The following is a 19,460-nucleotide window of genomic DNA, read 5'->3' on the forward strand; positions in this document are numbered from 1 at the left end:
CTTAAAATTTATATTTCACACCTAGATTTACGATTTGGGCGTTTGCTTTTTCAAATTTCCCGTTCGGATAAAAATCTATAGTCCTAGTAACCTCTCTAGCCTTTCTGTCTTGGTACATATAAGCAAGTCCGAATTCCAAGTCGTCGCTAAATTTGTAGTTAAAACCTGCGGAATAGACATATGATTTAGTATCAGGTAGCTCAAATCCTGTTTTATCGGCACGAGAAGCCGCCTCGTCATACATAAAGCCTGCCATTACTCTTAGCTTGTTTGTAGCATCGTGAGCCACACCTAGGCGGTATGAGTTGGTATCTTTCCAATCTCTTGGGTGGGCTTTGTCATATGCCTGAAAGAATGGATTTGCGTTTTGAGCCGCAGTTGCGTTATCGTAGTTAAAGTCTAGCTCTTTCCACGCCGACCAGTAGGTTCTCTCATAAGCAAACATAAACGTCGTGTCTTTAAATTTGTATGAAGTAGCCAAAACAAGAGCAGCAGGCATAGGGACTTCTACTCTTGCTTTGTTATCGTAATCAGCGCCTACCGGCACGTCTATTTTAGCATCTCCTTTTAGTTTCATCATTACTTTTGAGCGGTAAGTCGCAGCTAGGCTGAAATTTTCGGTAGGTTTATAGGTAAGCGCTACGTTGTAGCCAAAATTTATACCGTCGCCTTTTAGTGTGCGACTTGTTGCTCCAGCCCTAGGTATCATCGCTTCGCTTGAAGCCCTACCTTGAGAATAAAGCGCTCTTAGACCAAAACCTATGGCAAGATCGTCAGTTATCCTATAAGCTGCGGTTGGATTTACTTCAAAAACTTTTAGCTGAAATTTTTGTGCGGTTGCTTTGGCGGCAGGATGATCCCATCTCATGGCAATTCCTGCAGGAGCAAATAAAGAAAGACCAAATCTCCAGTTTGTGTAGTATTCAGGCGATACGAAGTGAAATGTCGGAACAAACGCTCTTGCCGCTTTTGATTCGTATTTTTGACCGCTTTTATCGGTAAATTTTATCTTGTTAAGGTGCAAATACGAAAACGAGTTTTCAAAATAGTGCCTAGAATCATCTAAAAACATCATATTTGCAGGGTTGTAATAAGATGCGTCAGGACCAAAGCTTGTGGCGACGTTTGAGTTTAAAAGAGCCGTTCCGTCGTTGCTTTGTTCTGAAATTTTAAATCCCGCACCGCTTAAAAAAGTGCAGGCTACCAAAGAGCCGATCAGATATTTTTTCATAAATTACCTCCTAATTTGTAAAATTTCTTAAAAATTTAATTTCATCCGCCCAAATACTATCGTCAATAGTCTCAAGTATCAGAGGAATTTCATCAGTTCTTTTATCTTTTATTATGTTTTCAAAAGTCTTAGAGCCCAAACACCCTTTGCCTAGACTCTCGTGCCTATCTTTTTTTGATCCAAGACCGAATTTGGTGTCGTTTAAGTGCATCGCGCAAAGATATTTAAAACCTACTATATCGTCAAATTCTTTCATGGTTTTATCGTAGTTTTCTTTTATGTCATAACCCGCGGCAAACGTATGACACGTATCAAGACAAACGCCTATGCGGGATTTGTCGTTGCATTTGTTGATGAGGTATTCGAGGTGTTCGAATTTAAAGCCGAGGTTGCTTCCTTGACCTGCCGTGTTTTCGATGACAAGTTTTACGTTTTGGCTATTTTCAAGGATGAAATTTATAGAATTTGCGATGTTGTCCAAGCAAGCTTCGGTTGAAATTTCTTTTAAGTGCGAGCCCGGATGAAAATTTATAAGCTCAAGCCCGAGTTGTTCTACGCGTGCGACTTCGTCTAAAAAAGCGTCTATTGAAATTTGGCGTTTTTCATCGTCAAAATGGCCTAAATTTATTAAGTAGCTATTATGCGGTAAGACGTGCTTGGGACTTATGTTTGCAAGGCGCAAATTTTCTTTAAATTGGCTGATATTTTCCTTTGTTAGCGGCTTTGCACTCCACTGGCGTTGATTTTTAACAAACAATGCAAATGCGTTTGCGCCGATTTTCATCGCATTTAAAGGCGCATTTTCTACGCCTCCGCTTGCGCTTACGTGCGCTCCGATATATTTCATTTAAGCTCTTTAATTATTATTTTTATACGATTTTTTGTGTCCTGAAAACTTGTTTTTTCATGGCAAACTTCGTATTTTAATGAATATTTGCTTATATCTTGTTTGAATCCGCACGAATTTGTTTCTAAATTCGCTTGGTTATATATCGGCTTTCTTTGCAAAATTTCGCTAAAAAGCTCCTCGTAGTGTTCATTTCCTAAGAATTTTTTATTGAATTCCGGCTTTTCGTAACACACTTGATTTGTGCAAATTTTATCGTTAATTTTGATATTTAGCGTATTTATACCCGAGCTATAAATTTGCAAATTTATGGAATTTTTACTCTTATGCAAAAACCCTACGTCGTTTATTTTAATAGCCGGCGAAAGTATCGTGATTTGAAAGCTGTTTGAAATTTTAGGGGTTTTAAGCGAAGCGCAACCCGAAATCAAAAAAACTATCGCTACAAAAAACAAATTTTTTAATATTTTATACATTTACTCACTTTTTATTAAGCTATTTTTAAATATTGTTGAGATAAAATCACATTTCGGCAATTCAGTGGCCCATTCGTCTAGCGGTTAGGACATCGCCCTTTCACGGCGGTAACACGAGTTCGAGTCTCGTATGGGTCACCAAATTTCTTATAAAATCTCAAAAATAAAACCACAAATTGTAGCATTACACTTCTTAATAGACAATTATTTTATGTAAGATTTAAAGCGGTTTTTTATTTTCAGGTCTACAAGATAGACCTGAAAATTTAAATTTAATAAGTATAGTTGATAGTTAGTGTGAAATTTCTTGGATCTCCGTAATAATTTCTTCCTCCCGCAACTCTTGTGCTTGTATTTAAAAAGTATCTTTTATCGGTTATATTTTTGATGTTAAATCCTATATCGAAATTTTTATTAATCTTATAGTTTATGTTTGCATCCCAAAGAGCGTAAGCTTCTTGATCGGGTGGAGTAAGTGCAAGCGTCTTTTTGTATTTTGAGCTTGTTTTTGACTGATATCTAACTCCTGTAGATACTCTAAGAGCCTCAAATGTCGGCACCTGATAGCTCGTATACAACCTAAATATATGTCTTGGCGTATATGCATTCGCAAGCGCTCCTTTTGTAGTATCGGTATCTCTGCTCGTGATTTCTGATTTTACATATTTACTTTTATTTAAAGTGTATCCTGCAAAAATTTGCCAATTTTTTGAAATTTCGCCTGAAATTTCAATGTCTAATCCTTCGCTTCTTACTCTTCCGTCGGCAAAAAACGATGTCGGATCCGCTATATCAGATGTGGCTCTATTTTCTTGCTCTATGCGAAAGAGAGCGATAGCCGTATTTAAGCGTTTGTCAAAAAATTCCGATTTTATACCCGTTTCGTAGCTTGAACCCACCAAAGGTTCTATATAATTACCGTCTTTTGATTTTACGGGTTGAGGCTTAAATATCTCTGCGTAGCTTATATAAAAAGAGTGGTTTTGAGCAAAATCCCAAGTAAGACCTGCATAAGGAGTAAATTTGCTCTTGGTCATTATTTGGTTATTTGTAGAAATATTTCTTAGTAAATTTTCGCTTGCGCCTTCTCTTTTAACTCTGCTAAATCTAACACCTGCCAGCAGATGTAAATTATCCGTAAAATTGATCCTTGTTCCGCTTGTTACGGACTGCTGATATATAGTTGTGAGGCTTTTGTTGTTAAGGATTAAATTTGAGTTTAAATCCCAATTTGGTTCAGGTATGCTCTTTGCGTCAAAGTCATATATCGAATATCCTTGCAAATTTCTACCCCATTTGCTTTGTGTGGTAAATTTCTCTTTTGAAATTCCGGCATTTGTAAAAAAATCGTGATTTTGATTTAGTAGTTCGTATTTTCCGACTAAATCTAATTTGAAATTTATTTCATCGCCCGAATTTTCAAATTTTTGCCTTCTTATAAAGTGAGTTCTTTGGCCGTAAGGATTAACTCCCCAAAGTTGTCCGAATTTAAAATTTCCCTCGCTTTTGGTGTAATTAATCTTGCCCGATAAGCTCCAATCGTCACTAAAGAAATGAGTTAAATCCGCAAAAGTATTTATTTTTTGATATTTATCTTGGCTCCAATCGGCTCCAAAATAAGATTTTCTATCTAAATTTAATAAATTTCCGTTGCCGTCAACTGAAGGAATTCCATAAACGTCATACACTCCGGCTGTTTTTTGATATATAGTGCCGGCATTTAATACGCTATTATCGCCTATATCAAAGCCAAACATCACTCCTGCAGCCTCTTTTCGTCCCGATATAGTATCTTTAAAAGATCCTGTTTTGTTTAAGCTTCCTATAAATCTAGCCCTTATAGTCTTGCTTGAATTTAGGCTGTCCGAAATATCGAAATTTCCTCCATAGTTACTCCAGCTTGCAGCGCTTAAGCTGCCTGATGCTTGAAATTCTTTCGTAGGTTTTTTGCGTATTAGATTTATAGTTCCGCTTGGCTCCGAATTTGATTGAGTAAGACCCGCTACGCCCCTTAAAACCTCGATTCTGTCGTAAAAGATAAGAGAACTCATCTCTTTTGAGTAACCAAGATCTCCTTGGAGTGAAGTTGCGACTGAAGATGCGACTCCGTCTTCTTGAACATTGTCTATATTAAAACCTCGAATTTGCATATTTTTTCTGCCCAGTTCGGAATTTACATAAACTCCCGTTGAGTATCCAAGAGCATCGCTTACTTCGTTTAAAGCCAAATCTTTTATAAGCTTATTGCTTACTACGCTTACCGATTGAGGAGTTTGTCTTATGGATAACTCAAGTCCTGTTGCGGTAGTCATTTGAGAGGTTGTGTATGAGCCGGTTTTTTCGGTGATATCCAAATCAGCCACCTCTTCAATCTTGGATGTTTTTAAATTTACCGGCGAATTTTGATCGTTATTTGCCGATAAGATAATCGGACAAACCAGTAAAATAGATAAAGCCATAGATACTTTCATTTTTTTCCTTAGTATGGATTTTAATAATCGTTGTTATTTTAGTTAATGAATTAATAAAAAAAGCTTAATGAGAATTAAATAAATGTCAAAAAAATTAATTTGATTAATTAAATTTGAAACCTTAAAAATAATTTTGTTGTATAATTCGGGCTTGAATAAAATAACAAAGAGGAAATATGATACATTTTCAGTGCGATTATGCAAGCGGAGTTCATCCAAAAATACTTGAAAAATTTGCTTTAACCAACGATGATCAAACTCTGGGATACGGCGATGATAGATACTGCAAAAGCGCAGCGGACAAGATAAGAGCGGCTTGCGGTACGCCTAATGCGGATGTGCATTTTTTAGTAGGCGGCACACAGACTAATTCAGTCGTTATAGCTTCTATATTGCGACCTCATCAAGGCGTGCTCTCTCCTGATAGCGGACACATCGCCGTACACGAAACGGGAGCGATAGAAGCCGGCGGGCATAAGGTTTTGATCCTGCCTTCAATAGACGGCAAGATAAGTGCCGCTCAGGTTGAGGAGTATTGCGAGCTTTACGAAAACGATCCCGTAAGATGTCACACCGTAGCTCCCGGGATGGTTTATATCTCTATTCCTACAGAAAGCGGCACGCTTTATTCTAAGGCAGAGCTTAGCGAGCTAAGTAAGGTTTGCAAACAAAGAAATTTACCTCTTTTTATAGACGGCGCGCGTCTTGGATACGCACTTACGAGCAAGCATTGCGATTTAAATTTAAGCGATGTCGCAACACTTAGCGATATTTTTTATATAGGAGGCACGAAGTGCGGAGCGATGTTTGGCGAAGCCGTTGTAATCACAAATGACGCTCTTAAAAGAGATTTTAGGCATATTATGAAGCAGCGAGGAGCACTTTTAGCTAAAGGCAGGATGCTTGGGCTTCAGTTTGACGTGCTTTTTAGCGATAATTTATACTTTGAAATTTGCAAAAATGCAGTCTCTTACGCACTTAAGATAAGAGAAGCTTTTGAGGCAAAAGGCATAAAAGCTCAGGCGAATTCTTATACGAATCAGCAGTTTTTTATCCTAACCGATGAGCAGCTTGAAAAGCTGAGTAAAAAATATCTGTTTGCAAATTTTTACAAGACGAAAGACGGGGGAAATTTCATCAGAGTATGCACAAGCTGGTCCAGCGTAAAAGAGGATGTGGAAGCTCTTGTGCGAGATATTAAGGCGCTTTGATTTAATAATAAAATTTCATAAAGTTTAAACCAAATTTTACATATAATCAAATTTAAATTTCTACAAAGGATATATCGGAATGTTTGAATGGATCAGCTCTCCTGAAGCTTGGCTATCGCTAGTTACGCTTACCGGACTTGAGATAGTTTTGGGTATCGATAACATCATATTTATAGCGATTTTAGTCGGCAAGCTCCCTCCTCATCAGCGCGATAAGGCTAGACTGATGGGGCTAAGTTTTGCGATGATTACTCGTATATTGTTGTTGCTTTCGCTATTTTGGATCATGAAGCTTACAAAACCGCTTTTTAGCGTATTTGATTTTACGATTACGGGGCGTGATTTGGTGCTTATTTTAGGAGGACTTTTCCTTATTGCCAAATCAACTCTTGAGATACACTCAAACGTAACCGGCGAGCACGGCGAATCGCACAAAGAGACGGCAAAAAAGGCAAATTTCTTAGTTATCATCACTGAAATCGCTATCCTTGATATAGTCTTTTCGCTTGATAGCGTTATAACGGCGGTCGGTATGGCAGATCACATCGAGATTATGATTTTAGCTGTTATCATCGCAGTTGGTGTGATGATGTTTGCTTCAAAATCGATATCAAATTTCGTGGATAACAATCCTACGATTAAAATTCTCGCTCTTGCCTTCCTTATCCTGATCGGATTTGCTCTTGTGGGCGAAGGACTCGGCTTGCACGTGCCTAAGGCTTATATCTACTTTGCGATGGGATTTTCGCTTGCGGTCGAGCTTTTAAACATCTATGCTCGCAAAAAAGCAAAACGACTTGAAGACGAAAGTAAAGCCTAAAATTTAAAAATCAAATTTTGCTCGCTCGCTTTTATGCGGGCGACAAATTTGAAATCTATAAAATATAAATCTGCTTTTATCTTATATGCCTATAGTCCGAACGGCTTAAAGCTGTATTGTCATCAAATTTAAACTATTTGCCTTATGAGTAAGACTTGATCTTTGTAATCCTAAATTCGCTAGTTTTTCGCAATGATTTTTTGCAGAGTAGCTTGCTTGCCGATAAATTGCAAATAGCCCAAAATAAAATGTTTATAACGCATTATTTGTGGAATTTATAAAGTCATACAGGCTGCGATTAAATTCGTTTTTAATCAAAAGACCTATATAAATTTAGAAATTTAACCCTATGGGCTGAATAAATTTGCTAAAATTTGTCCGCAACTAAGCAAAAAGGCAAAATTTGAACCTCGTAAAAGACCCGATTCGCCCGCTTATCATCACCATAGCTACGCCTGCAGGGCTTGCTATGATGTTTAACACTCTTTATAACGTTACGGGCACTTACTTTGCTTCTACGATCTCAACGACTGCGGTTGCGGGCATGTCGATGAGCTTTTTGCTTTATCTTAGCGTCGTCGGTATCGGGCTTGGATTCGGTTCGGCTCTTACTGCGCTGATTGGGAATTCGCTTGGGCAAAGAAGGGAATTTTTAGCTAAAATTTACGCTCAAAAGGGCGTTGCTTTCGTGCTTCTTTTTGCTATTTCAATGGGAATTTTAGGCTATCTTATCACGCCTAAATTGCTTGTTTTGTTGGGTGCAAACGATGAGTTTTTAAGCGAAGCGCTTGAGTATATAAGAGTGATTTTTCTGGCTTCGCCGTTTTTCTTGGCTATCAAGGGATTAAACGGCGTTTTAGTCGCGCTTGGGGATACAAAAACGCTTAGAAATTGGCTGTTTGTAGGGCTTTTTATCAACGCTCTTTTTTGCTATGTTTATGTATATATTTTTGATCTTGGAGTGGGTGGGATAGCTTTTGCGACGGCAAGCGTGCAGTTTTTAGGCACTCTTTATCTGTCTAAAAAAGTTCGTGAAACGGGTATGATTGATTTTCAAAATCCGGCTATGTTTTTGCCTGATTGGCGAATTTACTCTAAGATTTTAAGGCAAGCCGTGCCTGCATGCTTAAACTATCTTTCCATGTCGCTTGGCGGACTGATACTGCTAAAATTTATAAGCCATTACGGCACAAACGCGGTTGCAGGATACGGTATCGCGCTTAGGATCGAGCAGATTGTCGCCCTACCTACCATCGGCATAGCCGCCGCCGTTCTTAGCATCATATCTCGAAATTTCGGCGCCAAAGAGTATGAGCGTGTGATAGAGTGCTATAAATGCGCGCTTAAAATTTTACTTTATTTTTGTTTGTTCGCCTGTGCTTTTTGCGTGTTTTGCGGCACTTATATCATCTCGCTTTTTGATACAAATGCCGAGGTTTTAAGTGCGGGACAAAGCTACCTTCTTATAAATTCTTTCGCATTTTTCGGATACGGAGTCATAAATATCTCAGGCAGCGCCCTGCAAGCGATAAAAAAACCTACAATGGCGTTTGTATTAAACGCTATGCGACTGATCGTGCTTCAAATTTGCATATTTTCATTTGTGGTTTATGTACTACAAGGGGTGCTTGTAGATATTTGGGTCGGCATGTTTTTTAACGTCTATTTTACGGCGGGATGTTTTTTGGTTTATATGTATTTTAAGCTTAAAAAATTACTCAAAAAGGATAGCAGTGGAGTTTAAGGATAGTTTATTTGAAATTTTACAAACTCATAAGGAAGAAAAAATTAGGATTTTTTCACAAAAATTAATATCTCAGCCTGAAATTTTGGGCGTGAGAACGCCTATGCTTAAAAAGATAGCCAAAGATTTTTCGCTCAAGTTAGACATAGAAGAAATTCGTCTTTTTAAGCCTGTTTTTCATGAGGAATTTGCGATAAAAGCGTTTTTAATCATCAATCTAAAAGATGACGAGAGTAAATTTGCTCTTGCAAGCGAATTTGTAAAAACTATGCCAAATTGGGCGATCTGCGATCAGTTTGACGCGATAAAATTTAAGGATAGTAGATTTGTAAATTTGCTTCTTTCGCAGTGTCTTAGCTCAAATTTGGAGTATGAAAAGCGCTTTTTCTATGTTTATTATATGAGAAATTTGGCGGCATTTGAGCTTAATAAATTTTTTGAAATTTGCATAAATGAAAAAGACGAGAGATACTATGTCAAAATGGCTATGGCATGGGCTTTGGCTGAAATTTTTATCAAATTTAAAGAGCCTGTTTTAAATTTGCTTGAGAGTAAAAGGCTTGATAAATTTGTGCAAAACAAAACTATTTCAAAGATAAGAGATAGTTTTCGGGTGCAAAAGAGCGTCAAAGATGAGCTCGTAAAACTTAGAATTTGATATGTAAATTTTTAGATAAATTTTGCTAATTTAGTTAAATTTGGTTGTTTTTAAGTTTTAAATGAAGATATCTAGCTAAAAAATAAATTTTAATCTAAAATTTATTGACATTGAGCTGAATTTTGGTTAAAATGCGCTTTTTCAATGAAGTAGGGCACACATACTTCGGGGTGTAGCGCAGGCTGGTTAGCGCACTTGGTTTGGGACCAAGGGGCCGAAGGTTCGAATCCTTTCACCCCGACCATCTATGTGGTGAGTGTAGCTCAGTCGGTTAGAGCATCAGATTGTGGTCCTGAGGGTCGTGGGTTCAATTCCCATCACTCACCCCACTTTGGCGCTCGTAGCTCAATTGGATAGAGCGACAGACTTCGGATCTGTAGGTTATGGGTTCGACTCCTATCGGGCGCGCCACTTTGTTGTTATGCGCTCATAGCTCAGCTGGATAGAGCAACGGCCTTCTAAGCCGTAGGTCAGAGGTTCGAATCCTCTTGGGCGTACCATTTGGTTTATTTAATATTTTTTAGATAAACTTCCATTCTTTATACACGTGCGGATGTGGTGAAATTGGCAGACACGCCAGACTTAGGATCTGGTGCCTCACGGCGTGAAGGTTCAAGTCCTTTCATCCGCACCATCTTCAATATACACAAACTTTCCGATATAAATATAAAACATTAATAAAAACAAATCTTTCAGCAGAAATTTAATTTTATGCCTTTATATAATATTTCATAATTTTTTTGTAATATTTTATTCGAATTTGAAGTGGTAAAGGAGTAAAATTTATGGATATTTTTAGTTATGCAAGCCAGTTTTCAGCGCTTATATTTATAATTTTTGTCATCACCGTTAGTCCAGGACCTGATTTTGTCATAACGGTTAGAAATTCTATTATGCACGGAAGAAAGGCAGGAATTTACTCGGCTTTTGGCATAGCCGCTTCGATCTGGGTTCACGTAGGATACTCTATCGCGGGGCTTGCTCTCATTATATCCCAGTCTATCACGCTTTTTTCTATCATTAAATATTTGGGTGCCGCATATCTTATCTATATCGGCTATAAAACTTTTACTTCCAAATCTCTTGTTGATATTAATGCAAGCTGTGTAGAAAATGAGAAATTTTCGGCGTTTGAGGCTTTTAAAATGGGCTTTGTTTCTAATGTCTTAAATCCCAAAACGACTATTTTATTTTTTAGTATTTTCACTCAGCTTATCACGGCAAATACTCCAATATGGGTGCAGCTTAGCTTTGGGGCTTTGATATCTTTGGTGCATTTAGTTTGGTTTATGGCGGTTGGTTGCTTGTTTTCGACCGAAATTTTAGTAAGTAAATTTTATAAATTTAAAAAAGGCATAGAGAGATTTATGGGCGCTTTGCTAGTTGGATTTGGACTTAAGATAGTTTTGTCAAAAGATTAAAATAATGGTTGTAGAGATAAGCCCATTCGGGCTTATCTTACGCTATAAAATCATTAACTCCTAAATCAGTATCTACAGTTCCTATAAATTTTACTTCGTTTTGCTCAATGGTTTCATTGTTATCGTTTTGGAATTTGTAGAGCTGTGAGATATTTTGAGTATCATCTTTTACTATGATGTATGCTGAAGCATTCGCAGCCGCATTAAGAGAAAACGGAGTGCCTGAAGCAGAAAATAGAGAACCAAAATCAGTATTTGAGTAGTCTTTGCTGTCTATATCAAGAGTTGCTTTGTATAAGTTTTTCTCTGCTGTTATATTAAGAGCTGAGCTACTATATTCTACAAATTTTTCTGTTATTGTATTATATCTGATTTTATCTTGTGATGAGAAGTTTATTATTTTTACTCTACCCGCAAATTCAGCTTCCCCTGCATAATCAGCTATCTCATATACCTCTGTCGCATCTTTTCCTTTTATTTCGCCTGATACTTTTTTATACAGTATGTGGTTAGATGTATCAAATGTTAGTTTGTTATAATTAGCAAATACGTCATCATGGTAATTGCTATCGTATTCTAATATTATCGGATTATTTTGATCTGAGGTTATGTTTGCTTTTAAAATAGCTTTTTTGTTGGATTCTTACTGTCTACAAGTTTAAGATACATAGATGCTAGTTTTTCTAAACCACTAATATCATAGCGTCCATTCTTTTCAAATTCTTGAAAACTATTTGCTTTAAGTATGACAGTGGTATTGTTTGATGGTATGACGATAGTAGTATTGTCATTCATTGTAAAGTATAAATTATTTATACCATCCAAGCTAAACACATTCTCTCCATCGTTAAATGCAACAGCTGCTATTTTATTGTTATAGGTATTATGATTGCTCTTTATATTAAAAAAGTCAGCAGGATTTGTGATTTTAAAACCATATACATCTGGACCAAAATTTGCTTTTTGTATAATTTTTACTATTGACTCTGCATTATCTATTGAATTTATATCTATAATTCTTTGGTTGTCAGCAAATTCAATTGTAAAAGATTCAATTTTTTCATCAAGTATCTTTTTAAAATCATCAGCGTTACTTGAGCTTTTAACTCCACTAGTAATATTTAATATATTTACATTAGGGTTTGAAAAATCATCAGGAGTAAAAATTTTGTCTTTTATCTGATCATATTGTGATAGTGATAGTTTAATATTGTCATATGTAACAATCTTTTCTATTTTATCCAGATTAGAAATTATCTTATCTATATTTCCTGTTATTTTTCTGTTCATATTTATTATATCTATAGCTTTATTTTTAATTTTTGATAAGTTAGAAGTGAGAAAAGCAAAGGCATCATCAAGGCTATCTGATGTTATTTCGTATAAAATAATTTTTGGAATTCTATTTTCAGCTATTTTATTCATATTTTCTTTGACAATATGCCAGTCGCTATGCATATTCATTGGTTCTGAAATTGTGATAGAGTTATTAGCAAATTTTGATATAAAATTATCATCTAGCAATCTTTGCACAACATAATAATGATCTGTTTTTAAATTTTTTATTTCACCATCTTTTAATCTATAAAGTATACTCTCAAACCTTAGACCTAAGTTAGAGTAGTCTGTGTAGTTTATTATGATAGGATTAATATCATTATCCTTTAATGTCACTTTATTAAAAGGTAGTTTATATAGATTATCATCAGTTAATGATAAAAATTCTTGAACTGTAAATTCAGTTTTAAGAGTCTCTGCAGGAGTTGAGCTAATTTTACTGAAATCTTCAAATTTGCTTTCAAATTTCTTAAATTGCTGAAGAGCCTCATGCGTAACAGGATCGTTATTGGATACCTTTATAGCTTTGTTTGCAAATTTAGAGATAAGTCCACTGGCAATAAATTCATTTATTTCATTAGTAGTTAAAACTACTTTATTTATGGATTCGTTTGCGAGTTTATCTTTAAACGTTTCTACAAATTTTAGATCTGTCCTTGTAAGTGGATTTTGATCTATGAGCTTGATAGATAAGTTCGCAAATTTTTCAGGATTAGATTGTGCTAAAGTAAATGCTTTAAGTTGAGCTAATGTGAATTCTGCTGATTTTATGGCTCCATTTGTTAGGCTACTTGAAGCAGAAGGGCTAAGAATCACTTGATCATCAAATGTAACTACGCTACTGTCTTTAAGAGCTTTGATATCACCACCTGATTTAAGTATATATGTCACTTTGTTTATTTTAATTTCATCATTTTCATCGGCTTTCAAACTACTAAAACCAGCTTTTAGCTCTGCTTTGGTAAGTCCGGCTATAGTTTTTGCATCTTTTAAGCCTAGTTTAGAACTAGAAGATTTGATAAGCTCAAAGTCGTCTGTTTTTATACTTTTTACAGCTTTTTCACCTTTCATAGTAATTGTGTAGTTACTATGTTTTAGCATATCTCCATCTCTTGCATTTGCTTCTAAAGCCTTATCGTTTATACCTTTATAATAACTTCCGTTTGCTATTTTTTCAACTATTCCTGATGGAGTTACTATCGTTTGTTTGCGAGAAATAACAGCTTCAACTCCTGTTGTAAGGGTTTCTTTATCTGCGGGAAGAGGATTTTTAAAGATATATTGTGTTTTATCGTCAATCTTTACATGAGTTATCTTTATAGTGTTTTTTAGCGTATATATATCATCAAATCCAAGCTGAAAGCCGTCAGGATCTTTATCTAATACGCTGCCAAATTCATCTTTTTTCTCTTCTAGTCCTTTTATTTTAAGTGGCTTCGTTGCTTTTTCGTCAGTAAAAATTTGCCATCTTGTTTATATACAGTTTTTACTCCATCTATTTTTACAGCTCTTTCTTGATCGTCAAATAGCTTTACCCAGCCATCATTTGTAGTGATTTTTTTGATCTCACTAGACTTTTTCTGAGGTTCTTTTGGTTCTTCTTTTGGAAGAAGCTCTTTGATCTCGTTTTGGCTCCTGCCTGTTGCTTCAGATAAAATTTTTATCTTTGAATTTTGGCTAATAGATGTTTGAAATTTACTAATATCAAGAGATAAATTTGCTTTATTGTCTTCAATCGCTTTTTTGATATCTTCTATTTTTGCAGTTGGTGTTATGGCATTATTTATTTCTATAAATGCTTTTAAGGCTTGCTTAATTCCTGCTTCAGCTTGAGAAATGTTTTATATGCTATCCGCTACGATATTTGAAGCAATAATTTTATTAGTTAGCAGTTCATGGGCAGCTTTTGTGTCGGGATCCGTGCTTTTGGCATAGACCGGATTTAGTGTGGCTTTCAATAATTCGCTAACGATAAATCCCTTGCTGGCACCTTCCTTAAGCTTGCCTATCCAAAAATCTTTCCCTGTCTTATCTGTGTTTGCACTCTTTCCAAGAACATTTGTATAGATATGCTCAATAAACTTATCATTAGTATTTAAGGCTATCTCCGAAAAAGTCTTTTGAAGCAACAGTGTCAAGCATGGCGCTAGCCACTTCCTCCATGCTTAAATTTGAATTTCTTGATCCGTTTAGCCAAAATTTGTTACCGGCACCTTCGCTTGCTCTACCAAATAAAGCTATGTATAAAGCCGAAATTTGACTTTGTGTCAGAGGCATTGTTTTTCCTTTTGATTAAAATTGTATTAATAATCCATAATAATATTAAAAATTTTTAATAAGTTTAGTATTTAAGAAAATATTTTTTCAAGATCTAGTTTATTATATATTTAATTAATTGTAATTTTTTGCAACGAAGATTTAACGAAGCCTATATTAAATTGACTTCGTTAAATTTATCTTACTTGATCAAATCGGCAAGCACTTTTGCTGCATGATCTTTGGCTTTTACGCTTTTATAAACTTTTAAAATTTTACCGTCTTTGCCTATAACAAATGTTGTTCTAACGATGCCAAGATACTCTTTGCCGTAGTTTTTGCGAACTTGCCAAACCCCGTAGGCTTTAGCTACTTCTTTGTTCTCGTCACTGAGTAAAATATGCTTTAAATTTTGCTTTTGTATGAAGCCCGCATGACTTTTTACGCTATCAGGACTTATTCCGATTATGACCGTATCTTGAGCGATAAAATCATCGTAAATCGCGCTAAATTCGCAAGCTTCGGTGGTGCATCCGGGCGTATTGTCCTTTGGATAAAAATAAAGCACGACGTTTTTACCGATGAAGTCTTTTAAATTCACACTTGCTCCATCTTGATTTTCAAGGCTGAAATTTGGCGCTTTATCACCTGTCGCAAGTGTCACTTTGCGCTCTATATCTTCTTTGCTAAATTCACTTTTTACTTCGCAAGCTTCTTTTTTCTTGCAACTCATTTTTTACTCCTTAAATCTTCCAAGCTAAGTCCGCTTTTGCCAATACTTTCGGCTTCAAGTGTTTCTATCATCACAAGCACCGCAGCAGGGTCTTTATCTAGCGTTCTTACTAGAGTGTCGGTAACTTCGGCGATAATTTGCTTTTTTTGCTCCTTAGTAGGCTCGGGCGCTGAAACTTTGATATTTACGAAAGGCATCTGTTCTCCTTATAAAATTTGAAAAATTATAGCCAAATTTGATTTATTAAAAGTAATGTCAGGCAAATTTTAAAAATATTAAATAATTTATTTTTAAAACTTAAATCTAGTTATTCATTTTAATAATATTTTAAGAAAATAAATAAAATTTGGACAAAAAATAAGAAAAACGAGAGTGTTATTTGATATTTAAATTCATAAATAAAACTCAAAAATGACGATATTGATTGTATTTTTAACGCTTAATAAATATAAAATATTTTTATTTTTTAGCATAGTTTGTTATTTCAGGATAGAACTTAAGCCATTTGATATAATTAATTTAAACAATATCTCAAACCATATTCATAGGAGGATATAATGAAAAATCAAAATCTATCTAGAAGGGATTTTGTTAAGATTAGTGCGGTAGGCGCGGGTATGCTAGCGCTAGGTGGCGTTAATGCAAATGCTGCTATGAACGCTAAAGACGTTAAATGGGATGAGGAATTTGACGTTGTGATCATTGGTTCTGGCTTTGCGGCTTTGGCTGCGGGTATAACGTCTGCTAAAAAAGGCAACAAAGTAGTCTTGCTTGAAAAGATGGGTCGCCTTGGAGGAAATTCCGTTATCAACGGAGGAATTTTCGCCGTGCCTAACAGCGATTTGCAGATAAAGGCGGGCATCAAAGATAGCACCGAGCTATTTATGAAAGACTCTTTAAAAGCGGGACGCGGTATCAACCACAAAGAGCTTTTAGAGATAATCGGACAAAGAGCGCAAGATGCTTATAAATTAACACTTGACTGCGGTGCGAAATATATCGACCAAATCACTCACGCAGGCGGACACTCGGTTCCAAGAAGCTTGCAAACCCAAAATGGAAGCGGTGCGGGTATAGTGCTTCCGATGATTGAAACATTTGAAAAAATGGAAGGCGCAACTATCAAAAAAAGAACTAAATTTGATGAATTTATCTTAGATGATAAAGGTGCGGTAATCGGTGTTATGGCAAGAGAAAACTATAAATTTGACGGCAAATTATTAAGCGATGATACCGAAAATAAAAGCGGCGACGTGAAGTATTTTAAAGCTAAAAAAGCGGTTGTTTTAGCAAGCGGCGGATTTTGCCGAGATAAAGTCTATAGAAGACTTCAAGATCCAAGAATTACTCCTGAGACCGATTCTACTAACCAACCCGGCTCAACTGCGGGCGGACTTTTAGCGGCGTTTAGAGTGGGTGCATATCCTGTTCAACCAAGCTGGATACAATACGGACCTTGGGCTTGCGCTGATGAGCCTGGATTTGGCGTTGGATCTATGTTTAACGTAAACGGTGCGTTTATGTTTGGAATTTCTGTAAATCCAAGAACAGGCAAACGCTACATGAACGAGCTGGCAGACAGAAGAACCAGAAGTGAAGCGATGTTTAAAGTAATTTATGAAAAAGGCGAGGATGACAGAAACTATCCTATAAATTTCTGCGACTCAAGAGCGCTTACTCACATGCTTCCTGTGCATTACGAAAAAGCTCTTGAAGCGGGTTTAGTGAAAAAATTTGACACCCTTGACGCACTTGCAGCCGAGTTTAAAATCCCTGCCGATGAGCTTAAAAAGACGGTTGAGAGATATAACGGCTTTGTAAAAGAGGGCAAAGACGCAGACTTTGGAAAACCTGTAGATGCTAAAACAACAAAAGGTATAGATATATCCGTAGCACCGTTTTATGCGGTTAGAGGAGCTCCGAAAGTTCACCACACAATGGGCGGATTAAAGATAAATACAAAAGCGCAAGTTATATCTTCTGTGACAAATGAGCCGATTCCAAATCTTTATGCGGCAGGAGAGGTTACGGGTGGTACTCACGGAGCGAGCCGCCTAGGAAGTAACGCTATTACCGATTGTTTGGTATTTGGTATGATTGCCGGAGAAAATATCTAATTTATCGGAGAGATATTGATGCAAAAAAAGATCTTAATATTAATTAGTATCTTTTTTATGGCTATATCGAATTTATCGGCAGCCGACGGCAATGCAACCAAGGTTGCCGATAAAAATTTAGGAATGACGAAAGAGCTTTTAGAAAAATATCCCATCAAGGATCATCACAGCGTGCTTATGTTTAACTGCTTAAATTGTCACGCAGAGCAAGGAGACGATCCTCAAAAATTTAAAGATCCGGGAGAGAGATCCTGTCTCGCCTGTCATAAGAGTAAAAAATACATGGCAGAGCGCCTTGCTTACATGGATCTGCTAAAAGCCAATCCTCATAACTCCGTTCATGACGGTCCGAATTTATACTGCGACGAGTGTCACAGAGAGCACAAAGAGTCGGTAAATATGTGCGACGAGTGTCATGAGAGGGAGGTTAAGCAGTGGATGAGGAAGACGCCATGAAAAAGATTTTATTATGGGTGGTTATCGGAGGCTTTTTGGGTCTTGCCGCTTCATACGTAACTTACGGAGCGCTGAAGGCAACTAGCGATGAGAAATTTTGCGTAGTTTGCCACGAGATGATACCTATGGCGATAGCCTATAGAAAAGATGTGCATGGCGGAGCGGGTAAGACGGGAATTAAAGTTGATTGTGTGGATTGCCATTTACCGCATGATAGCCTTGTGAATTATATCTACACTAAGGCTAGAAACGGCGTAGTCGAGGGGTATAAGCACTTTTTTACAGATGATTTTAACAAAACTAGCCCGTATTGGCTTGCCAATATGAAGCATAGAGCTAGGTATGTGTTTGATGACGGATGTATAAAGTGTCATCCAAACTACTTAACCAACGAGCAATTTTCTAAAAAAGCCATAGAGATGCACGAGCATTACGTAAGTTTGCTAGATACGGAAAATAAAATAGGTTGTGCAAGCTGCCACTTGGAAGTGGGGCACAAAGGCTTAAAAACCGTGCTTCAGTACTATTCGCCTGAATTTAAGCTTTACGAAAGAAAAGCTATAAAAGAGGTTGAGAAGCTTGAAGCGGAGTATTTTAAAGAAAAATAAACCTAACCCGATAAGCCAAACGCTTGTCGGGCTTATCCTTTATCTTTTAACAGGGTGGATTTACCCACCAAAAACCCTTTTTGAAAGCTTAAATTTGATATAATCAATCAAATTTAAAAGGTTGTATTTGAAAACCCTACTTGAGCTTGAAAAAGAGCGAAAGCTCATACTTTCTAAATTTTTCTCATATCGCATAGCGGTTACTTTAGCGATATTTATCTGCGTTTTTTACATCCTTAATCAAATTTTTACTCAAATTCCGCCAAGTATGCACATAGGCTTTTTGCAAGGTAAAAATTTAGGTCAAATTTTAGCTCTCATGCTCTCTTTGATCATTGCTTGTATCTTTTATCATAATCTTTTCTTCTATTTTGCAAAAAAGGAAAAAAGTGAATTTGCGAAAAAATATAAAAAATTCTATCTTGAGAGCTATTTTAACTCGCTTGGGTTTAAATATGAGATGAATAATCATATAAATTTATATTATGCAAAGTAGATTGTTCTTTAGCATAACCGAACAGTTTGGAAATGATCTTGTAAGCGGAGAGATAGACGGGGTTAAATTTGGCTTTAGCGATTTAAATTTAATCGGTAAAGATAGTTTCTTTAATCCCGTAACTATGGAGCAAGAGAGTGTTGAGGTAAGGTTTTTTAAGGGGTTATTTTTCGTAGCGAGTTTTAATAAAAAGATAGAGTCAAAGACTTTTGTGCTATCTGGCGGCAAGCCCGATGAACCTTCGGCTAAAGAAATCATCGTCGATAATGCTGAATTTAACGAGCTTTTTAAGGTATATACGACCGATATTCAAAACGCGATGTATATCTTAACTCCTGCGCTAATGGAGTCCATAGTAAAGCTTGCTAAAAACATGAGAGTTCCTATCGGAATAAGCTTTGTTGAAGATAAAATTTACATCAAGATAAACAGAGGCATCGATAGCTTTGAGCCTGATATCCATCAAAGTATCGTTAGTAAAAATTTAGATAAAAGGATCGCGGCTGATCTAAACAGCCTTTTTAACATCATTAGAATTTTAAAACTAAACCACATATATAACTGAACCGAAAGGAAA

General features: G+C 36.3%; 19 protein-coding genes and 6 tRNA genes. 16 read left to right on the top strand and 9 right to left on the bottom strand.

Annotation, left to right across the window (positions count from 1 at the left end; translation table 11 throughout):
- Position 1: 1 nt before the first annotated feature.
- The 3 genes from CDOM16188_RS00795 to CDOM16188_RS00805 are packed head-to-tail and all read right to left on the bottom strand — an operon-like array spanning position 2 to position 2,554.
- The gene (locus CDOM16188_RS00795; RefSeq protein ID WP_172197377.1) at positions 2 to 1,231 is read right to left on the bottom strand and encodes an OmpP1/FadL family transporter; all 1,230 of its coding nucleotides are present in this window, start codon (positions 1,229 to 1,231) and stop codon (positions 2 to 4) included.
- A gap of 10 nt (positions 1,232 to 1,241) precedes the next feature.
- Positions 1,242 to 2,078 carry a deoxyribonuclease IV gene (nfo, locus tag CDOM16188_RS00800; protein ID WP_172197380.1) on the bottom strand — a complete coding sequence of 279 codons (837 nt, stop codon included), beginning with the start codon at positions 2,076 to 2,078 and terminating at the stop codon, positions 1,242 to 1,244.
- Positions 2,075 to 2,554, bottom strand: a complete 480-nt coding sequence (locus CDOM16188_RS00805; protein WP_172197383.1) for a hypothetical protein — start codon at positions 2,552 to 2,554, stop codon at positions 2,075 to 2,077. The genes nfo and CDOM16188_RS00805 overlap by 4 nt, the downstream gene beginning before the upstream one ends.
- A gap of 66 nt (positions 2,555 to 2,620) precedes the next feature.
- Here CDOM16188_RS00805 and CDOM16188_RS00810 point away from each other — a divergent pair.
- Positions 2,621 to 2,695: transfer RNA gene (locus CDOM16188_RS00810), tRNA-Glu, on the top strand.
- Positions 2,696 to 2,826: 131 nt separating this feature from the next.
- On the opposite strand, the gene CDOM16188_RS00815 is transcribed toward CDOM16188_RS00810, so the two are convergent.
- On the bottom strand, positions 2,827 to 5,025 hold the full coding sequence (locus tag CDOM16188_RS00815) for a TonB-dependent siderophore receptor (protein WP_172197386.1): 2,199 nt from the start codon (positions 5,023 to 5,025) through the stop codon (positions 2,827 to 2,829).
- Between the two features lie 176 nt (positions 5,026 to 5,201).
- Here CDOM16188_RS00815 and CDOM16188_RS00820 point away from each other — a divergent pair, with 176 nt between their 5' ends.
- From CDOM16188_RS00820 to CDOM16188_RS00865, 10 genes are all read left to right on the top strand, one after another.
- Positions 5,202 to 6,236 carry a low specificity L-threonine aldolase gene (locus CDOM16188_RS00820; RefSeq protein ID WP_172197389.1) on the top strand — a complete coding sequence of 345 codons (1,035 nt, stop codon included), beginning with the start codon at positions 5,202 to 5,204 and terminating at the stop codon, positions 6,234 to 6,236.
- 79 nt (positions 6,237 to 6,315) lie between these two features.
- The gene (locus CDOM16188_RS00825; protein ID WP_169942988.1) at positions 6,316 to 7,056 is read left to right on the top strand and encodes a TerC family protein; all 741 of its coding nucleotides are present in this window, start codon (positions 6,316 to 6,318) and stop codon (positions 7,054 to 7,056) included.
- A 403-nt stretch (positions 7,057 to 7,459) separates the two neighbouring features.
- The gene (locus CDOM16188_RS00830; RefSeq protein ID WP_172197392.1) at positions 7,460 to 8,800 is read left to right on the top strand and encodes an MATE family efflux transporter; all 1,341 of its coding nucleotides are present in this window, start codon (positions 7,460 to 7,462) and stop codon (positions 8,798 to 8,800) included.
- Positions 8,790 to 9,458, top strand: coding sequence for a DNA alkylation repair protein (locus tag CDOM16188_RS00835; protein ID WP_172197395.1), 669 nt, complete (start codon positions 8,790 to 8,792; stop codon positions 9,456 to 9,458). Before CDOM16188_RS00830 ends, CDOM16188_RS00835 begins: the two co-directional genes overlap by 11 nt.
- Positions 9,459 to 9,624: 166 nt before the next feature.
- Positions 9,625 to 9,702, top strand: a tRNA-Pro gene (locus CDOM16188_RS00840).
- Positions 9,703 to 9,710: 8 nt separating this feature from the next.
- Positions 9,711 to 9,787, top strand: a tRNA-His gene (locus CDOM16188_RS00845).
- Between the two features lie 5 nt (positions 9,788 to 9,792).
- Positions 9,793 to 9,869: transfer RNA gene (locus CDOM16188_RS00850), tRNA-Arg, on the top strand.
- A gap of 12 nt (positions 9,870 to 9,881) precedes the next feature.
- Positions 9,882 to 9,958, top strand: a tRNA-Arg gene (locus tag CDOM16188_RS00855).
- A gap of 49 nt (positions 9,959 to 10,007) precedes the next feature.
- Positions 10,008 to 10,092: transfer RNA gene (locus tag CDOM16188_RS00860), tRNA-Leu, on the top strand.
- 151 nt (positions 10,093 to 10,243) lie between these two features.
- The gene (locus CDOM16188_RS00865; protein ID WP_172197398.1) at positions 10,244 to 10,879 is read left to right on the top strand and encodes a LysE family translocator; all 636 of its coding nucleotides are present in this window, start codon (positions 10,244 to 10,246) and stop codon (positions 10,877 to 10,879) included.
- Positions 10,880 to 11,497: 618 nt separating this feature from the next.
- On the opposite strand, the gene CDOM16188_RS00870 is transcribed toward CDOM16188_RS00865, so the two are convergent.
- From CDOM16188_RS00870 to CDOM16188_RS00890, 5 genes are all read right to left on the bottom strand, one after another.
- Positions 11,498 to 13,288 (bottom strand): hypothetical protein, encoded by a 1,791-nt coding sequence (locus CDOM16188_RS00870; protein WP_172197401.1) that lies wholly within the window; start codon positions 13,286 to 13,288, stop codon positions 11,498 to 11,500.
- Between the two features lie 770 nt (positions 13,289 to 14,058).
- Positions 14,059 to 14,355 carry a DUF4214 domain-containing protein gene (locus tag CDOM16188_RS00875; protein ID WP_172197404.1) on the bottom strand — a complete coding sequence of 99 codons (297 nt, stop codon included), beginning with the start codon at positions 14,353 to 14,355 and terminating at the stop codon, positions 14,059 to 14,061.
- Positions 14,306 to 14,494 carry a hypothetical protein gene (locus CDOM16188_RS00880; protein ID WP_172197407.1) on the bottom strand — a complete coding sequence of 63 codons (189 nt, stop codon included), beginning with the start codon at positions 14,492 to 14,494 and terminating at the stop codon, positions 14,306 to 14,308. Before CDOM16188_RS00880 ends, CDOM16188_RS00875 begins: the two co-directional genes overlap by 50 nt.
- 181 nt (positions 14,495 to 14,675) lie before the next feature.
- On the bottom strand, positions 14,676 to 15,137 hold the full coding sequence (bcp, locus tag CDOM16188_RS00885) for a thioredoxin-dependent thiol peroxidase (protein WP_172197500.1): 462 nt from the start codon (positions 15,135 to 15,137) through the stop codon (positions 14,676 to 14,678).
- Positions 15,138 to 15,202: 65 nt separating this feature from the next.
- Entirely contained in the window at positions 15,203 to 15,403 is a 201-nt protein-coding gene (locus tag CDOM16188_RS00890) for a 4-oxalocrotonate tautomerase family protein (protein ID WP_172197410.1), read from the bottom strand.
- 360 nt (positions 15,404 to 15,763) lie between these two features.
- On the opposite strand from CDOM16188_RS00890, the gene CDOM16188_RS00895 reads away from it, so the two are divergent.
- The 5 genes from CDOM16188_RS00895 to CDOM16188_RS00915 all read left to right on the top strand — a co-directional run bounded on the left by CDOM16188_RS00895 (position 15,764) and on the right by CDOM16188_RS00915 (position 19,448).
- Positions 15,764 to 17,323, top strand: coding sequence for a flavocytochrome c (locus tag CDOM16188_RS00895; RefSeq protein WP_169943030.1), 1,560 nt, complete (start codon positions 15,764 to 15,766; stop codon positions 17,321 to 17,323).
- A gap of 57 nt (positions 17,324 to 17,380) precedes the next feature.
- Entirely contained in the window at positions 17,381 to 17,779 is a 399-nt protein-coding gene (locus CDOM16188_RS00900) for a cytochrome c3 family protein (protein WP_249934726.1), read from the top strand.
- Positions 17,776 to 18,387, top strand: coding sequence for a NapC/NirT family cytochrome c (locus CDOM16188_RS00905; RefSeq protein ID WP_169943032.1), 612 nt, complete (start codon positions 17,776 to 17,778; stop codon positions 18,385 to 18,387). Before CDOM16188_RS00900 ends, CDOM16188_RS00905 begins: the two co-directional genes overlap by 4 nt.
- A gap of 127 nt (positions 18,388 to 18,514) precedes the next feature.
- Positions 18,515 to 18,883 carry a hypothetical protein gene (locus tag CDOM16188_RS00910; RefSeq protein WP_172197413.1) on the top strand — a complete coding sequence of 123 codons (369 nt, stop codon included), beginning with the start codon at positions 18,515 to 18,517 and terminating at the stop codon, positions 18,881 to 18,883.
- The gene (locus CDOM16188_RS00915; RefSeq protein ID WP_172197416.1) at positions 18,873 to 19,448 is read left to right on the top strand and encodes a DUF3137 domain-containing protein; all 576 of its coding nucleotides are present in this window, start codon (positions 18,873 to 18,875) and stop codon (positions 19,446 to 19,448) included. Before CDOM16188_RS00910 ends, CDOM16188_RS00915 begins: the two co-directional genes overlap by 11 nt.
- Positions 19,449 to 19,460 lie beyond the last annotated feature (12 nt).

It is taken from the genome of Campylobacter sp. RM16188 (assembly GCF_012978795.1).
GTDB classification, from domain to species: Bacteria; Campylobacterota; Campylobacteria; order Campylobacterales; family Campylobacteraceae; genus Campylobacter_A; species Campylobacter_A canis.

Coding starts and splice junctions, on each gene's coding strand:
- nfo (WP_172197380.1), bottom strand. CDS start 2,078: ATGAAATATATCGGAGCGCACGTAAGCGCAAGCGGAGGCGTAGAAAAT.
- CDOM16188_RS00895 (WP_169943030.1), top strand. CDS start 15,764: ATGAAAAATCAAAATCTATCTAGAAGGGATTTTGTTAAGATTAGTGCG.
- CDOM16188_RS00865 (WP_172197398.1), top strand. CDS start 10,244: ATGGATATTTTTAGTTATGCAAGCCAGTTTTCAGCGCTTATATTTATA.
- CDOM16188_RS00900 (WP_249934726.1), top strand. CDS start 17,381: ATGGCTATATCGAATTTATCGGCAGCCGACGGCAATGCAACCAAGGTT.
- CDOM16188_RS00825 (WP_169942988.1), top strand. CDS start 6,316: ATGTTTGAATGGATCAGCTCTCCTGAAGCTTGGCTATCGCTAGTTACG.
- CDOM16188_RS00905 (WP_169943032.1), top strand. CDS start 17,776: ATGAAAAAGATTTTATTATGGGTGGTTATCGGAGGCTTTTTGGGTCTT.
- CDOM16188_RS00915 (WP_172197416.1), top strand. CDS start 18,873: ATGCAAAGTAGATTGTTCTTTAGCATAACCGAACAGTTTGGAAATGAT.
- CDOM16188_RS00805 (WP_172197383.1), bottom strand. CDS start 2,554: ATGTATAAAATATTAAAAAATTTGTTTTTTGTAGCGATAGTTTTTTTG.
- CDOM16188_RS00890 (WP_172197410.1), bottom strand. CDS start 15,403: ATGCCTTTCGTAAATATCAAAGTTTCAGCGCCCGAGCCTACTAAGGAG.
- CDOM16188_RS00880 (WP_172197407.1), bottom strand. CDS start 14,494: ATGCCTCTGACACAAAGTCAAATTTCGGCTTTATACATAGCTTTATTT.
- CDOM16188_RS00820 (WP_172197389.1), top strand. CDS start 5,202: ATGATACATTTTCAGTGCGATTATGCAAGCGGAGTTCATCCAAAAATA.
- CDOM16188_RS00870 (WP_172197401.1), bottom strand. CDS start 13,288: ATGAAAGGTGAAAAAGCTGTAAAAAGTATAAAAACAGACGACTTTGAG.
- CDOM16188_RS00815 (WP_172197386.1), bottom strand. CDS start 5,025: ATGAAAGTATCTATGGCTTTATCTATTTTACTGGTTTGTCCGATTATC.
- CDOM16188_RS00795 (WP_172197377.1), bottom strand. CDS start 1,231: ATGAAAAAATATCTGATCGGCTCTTTGGTAGCCTGCACTTTTTTAAGC.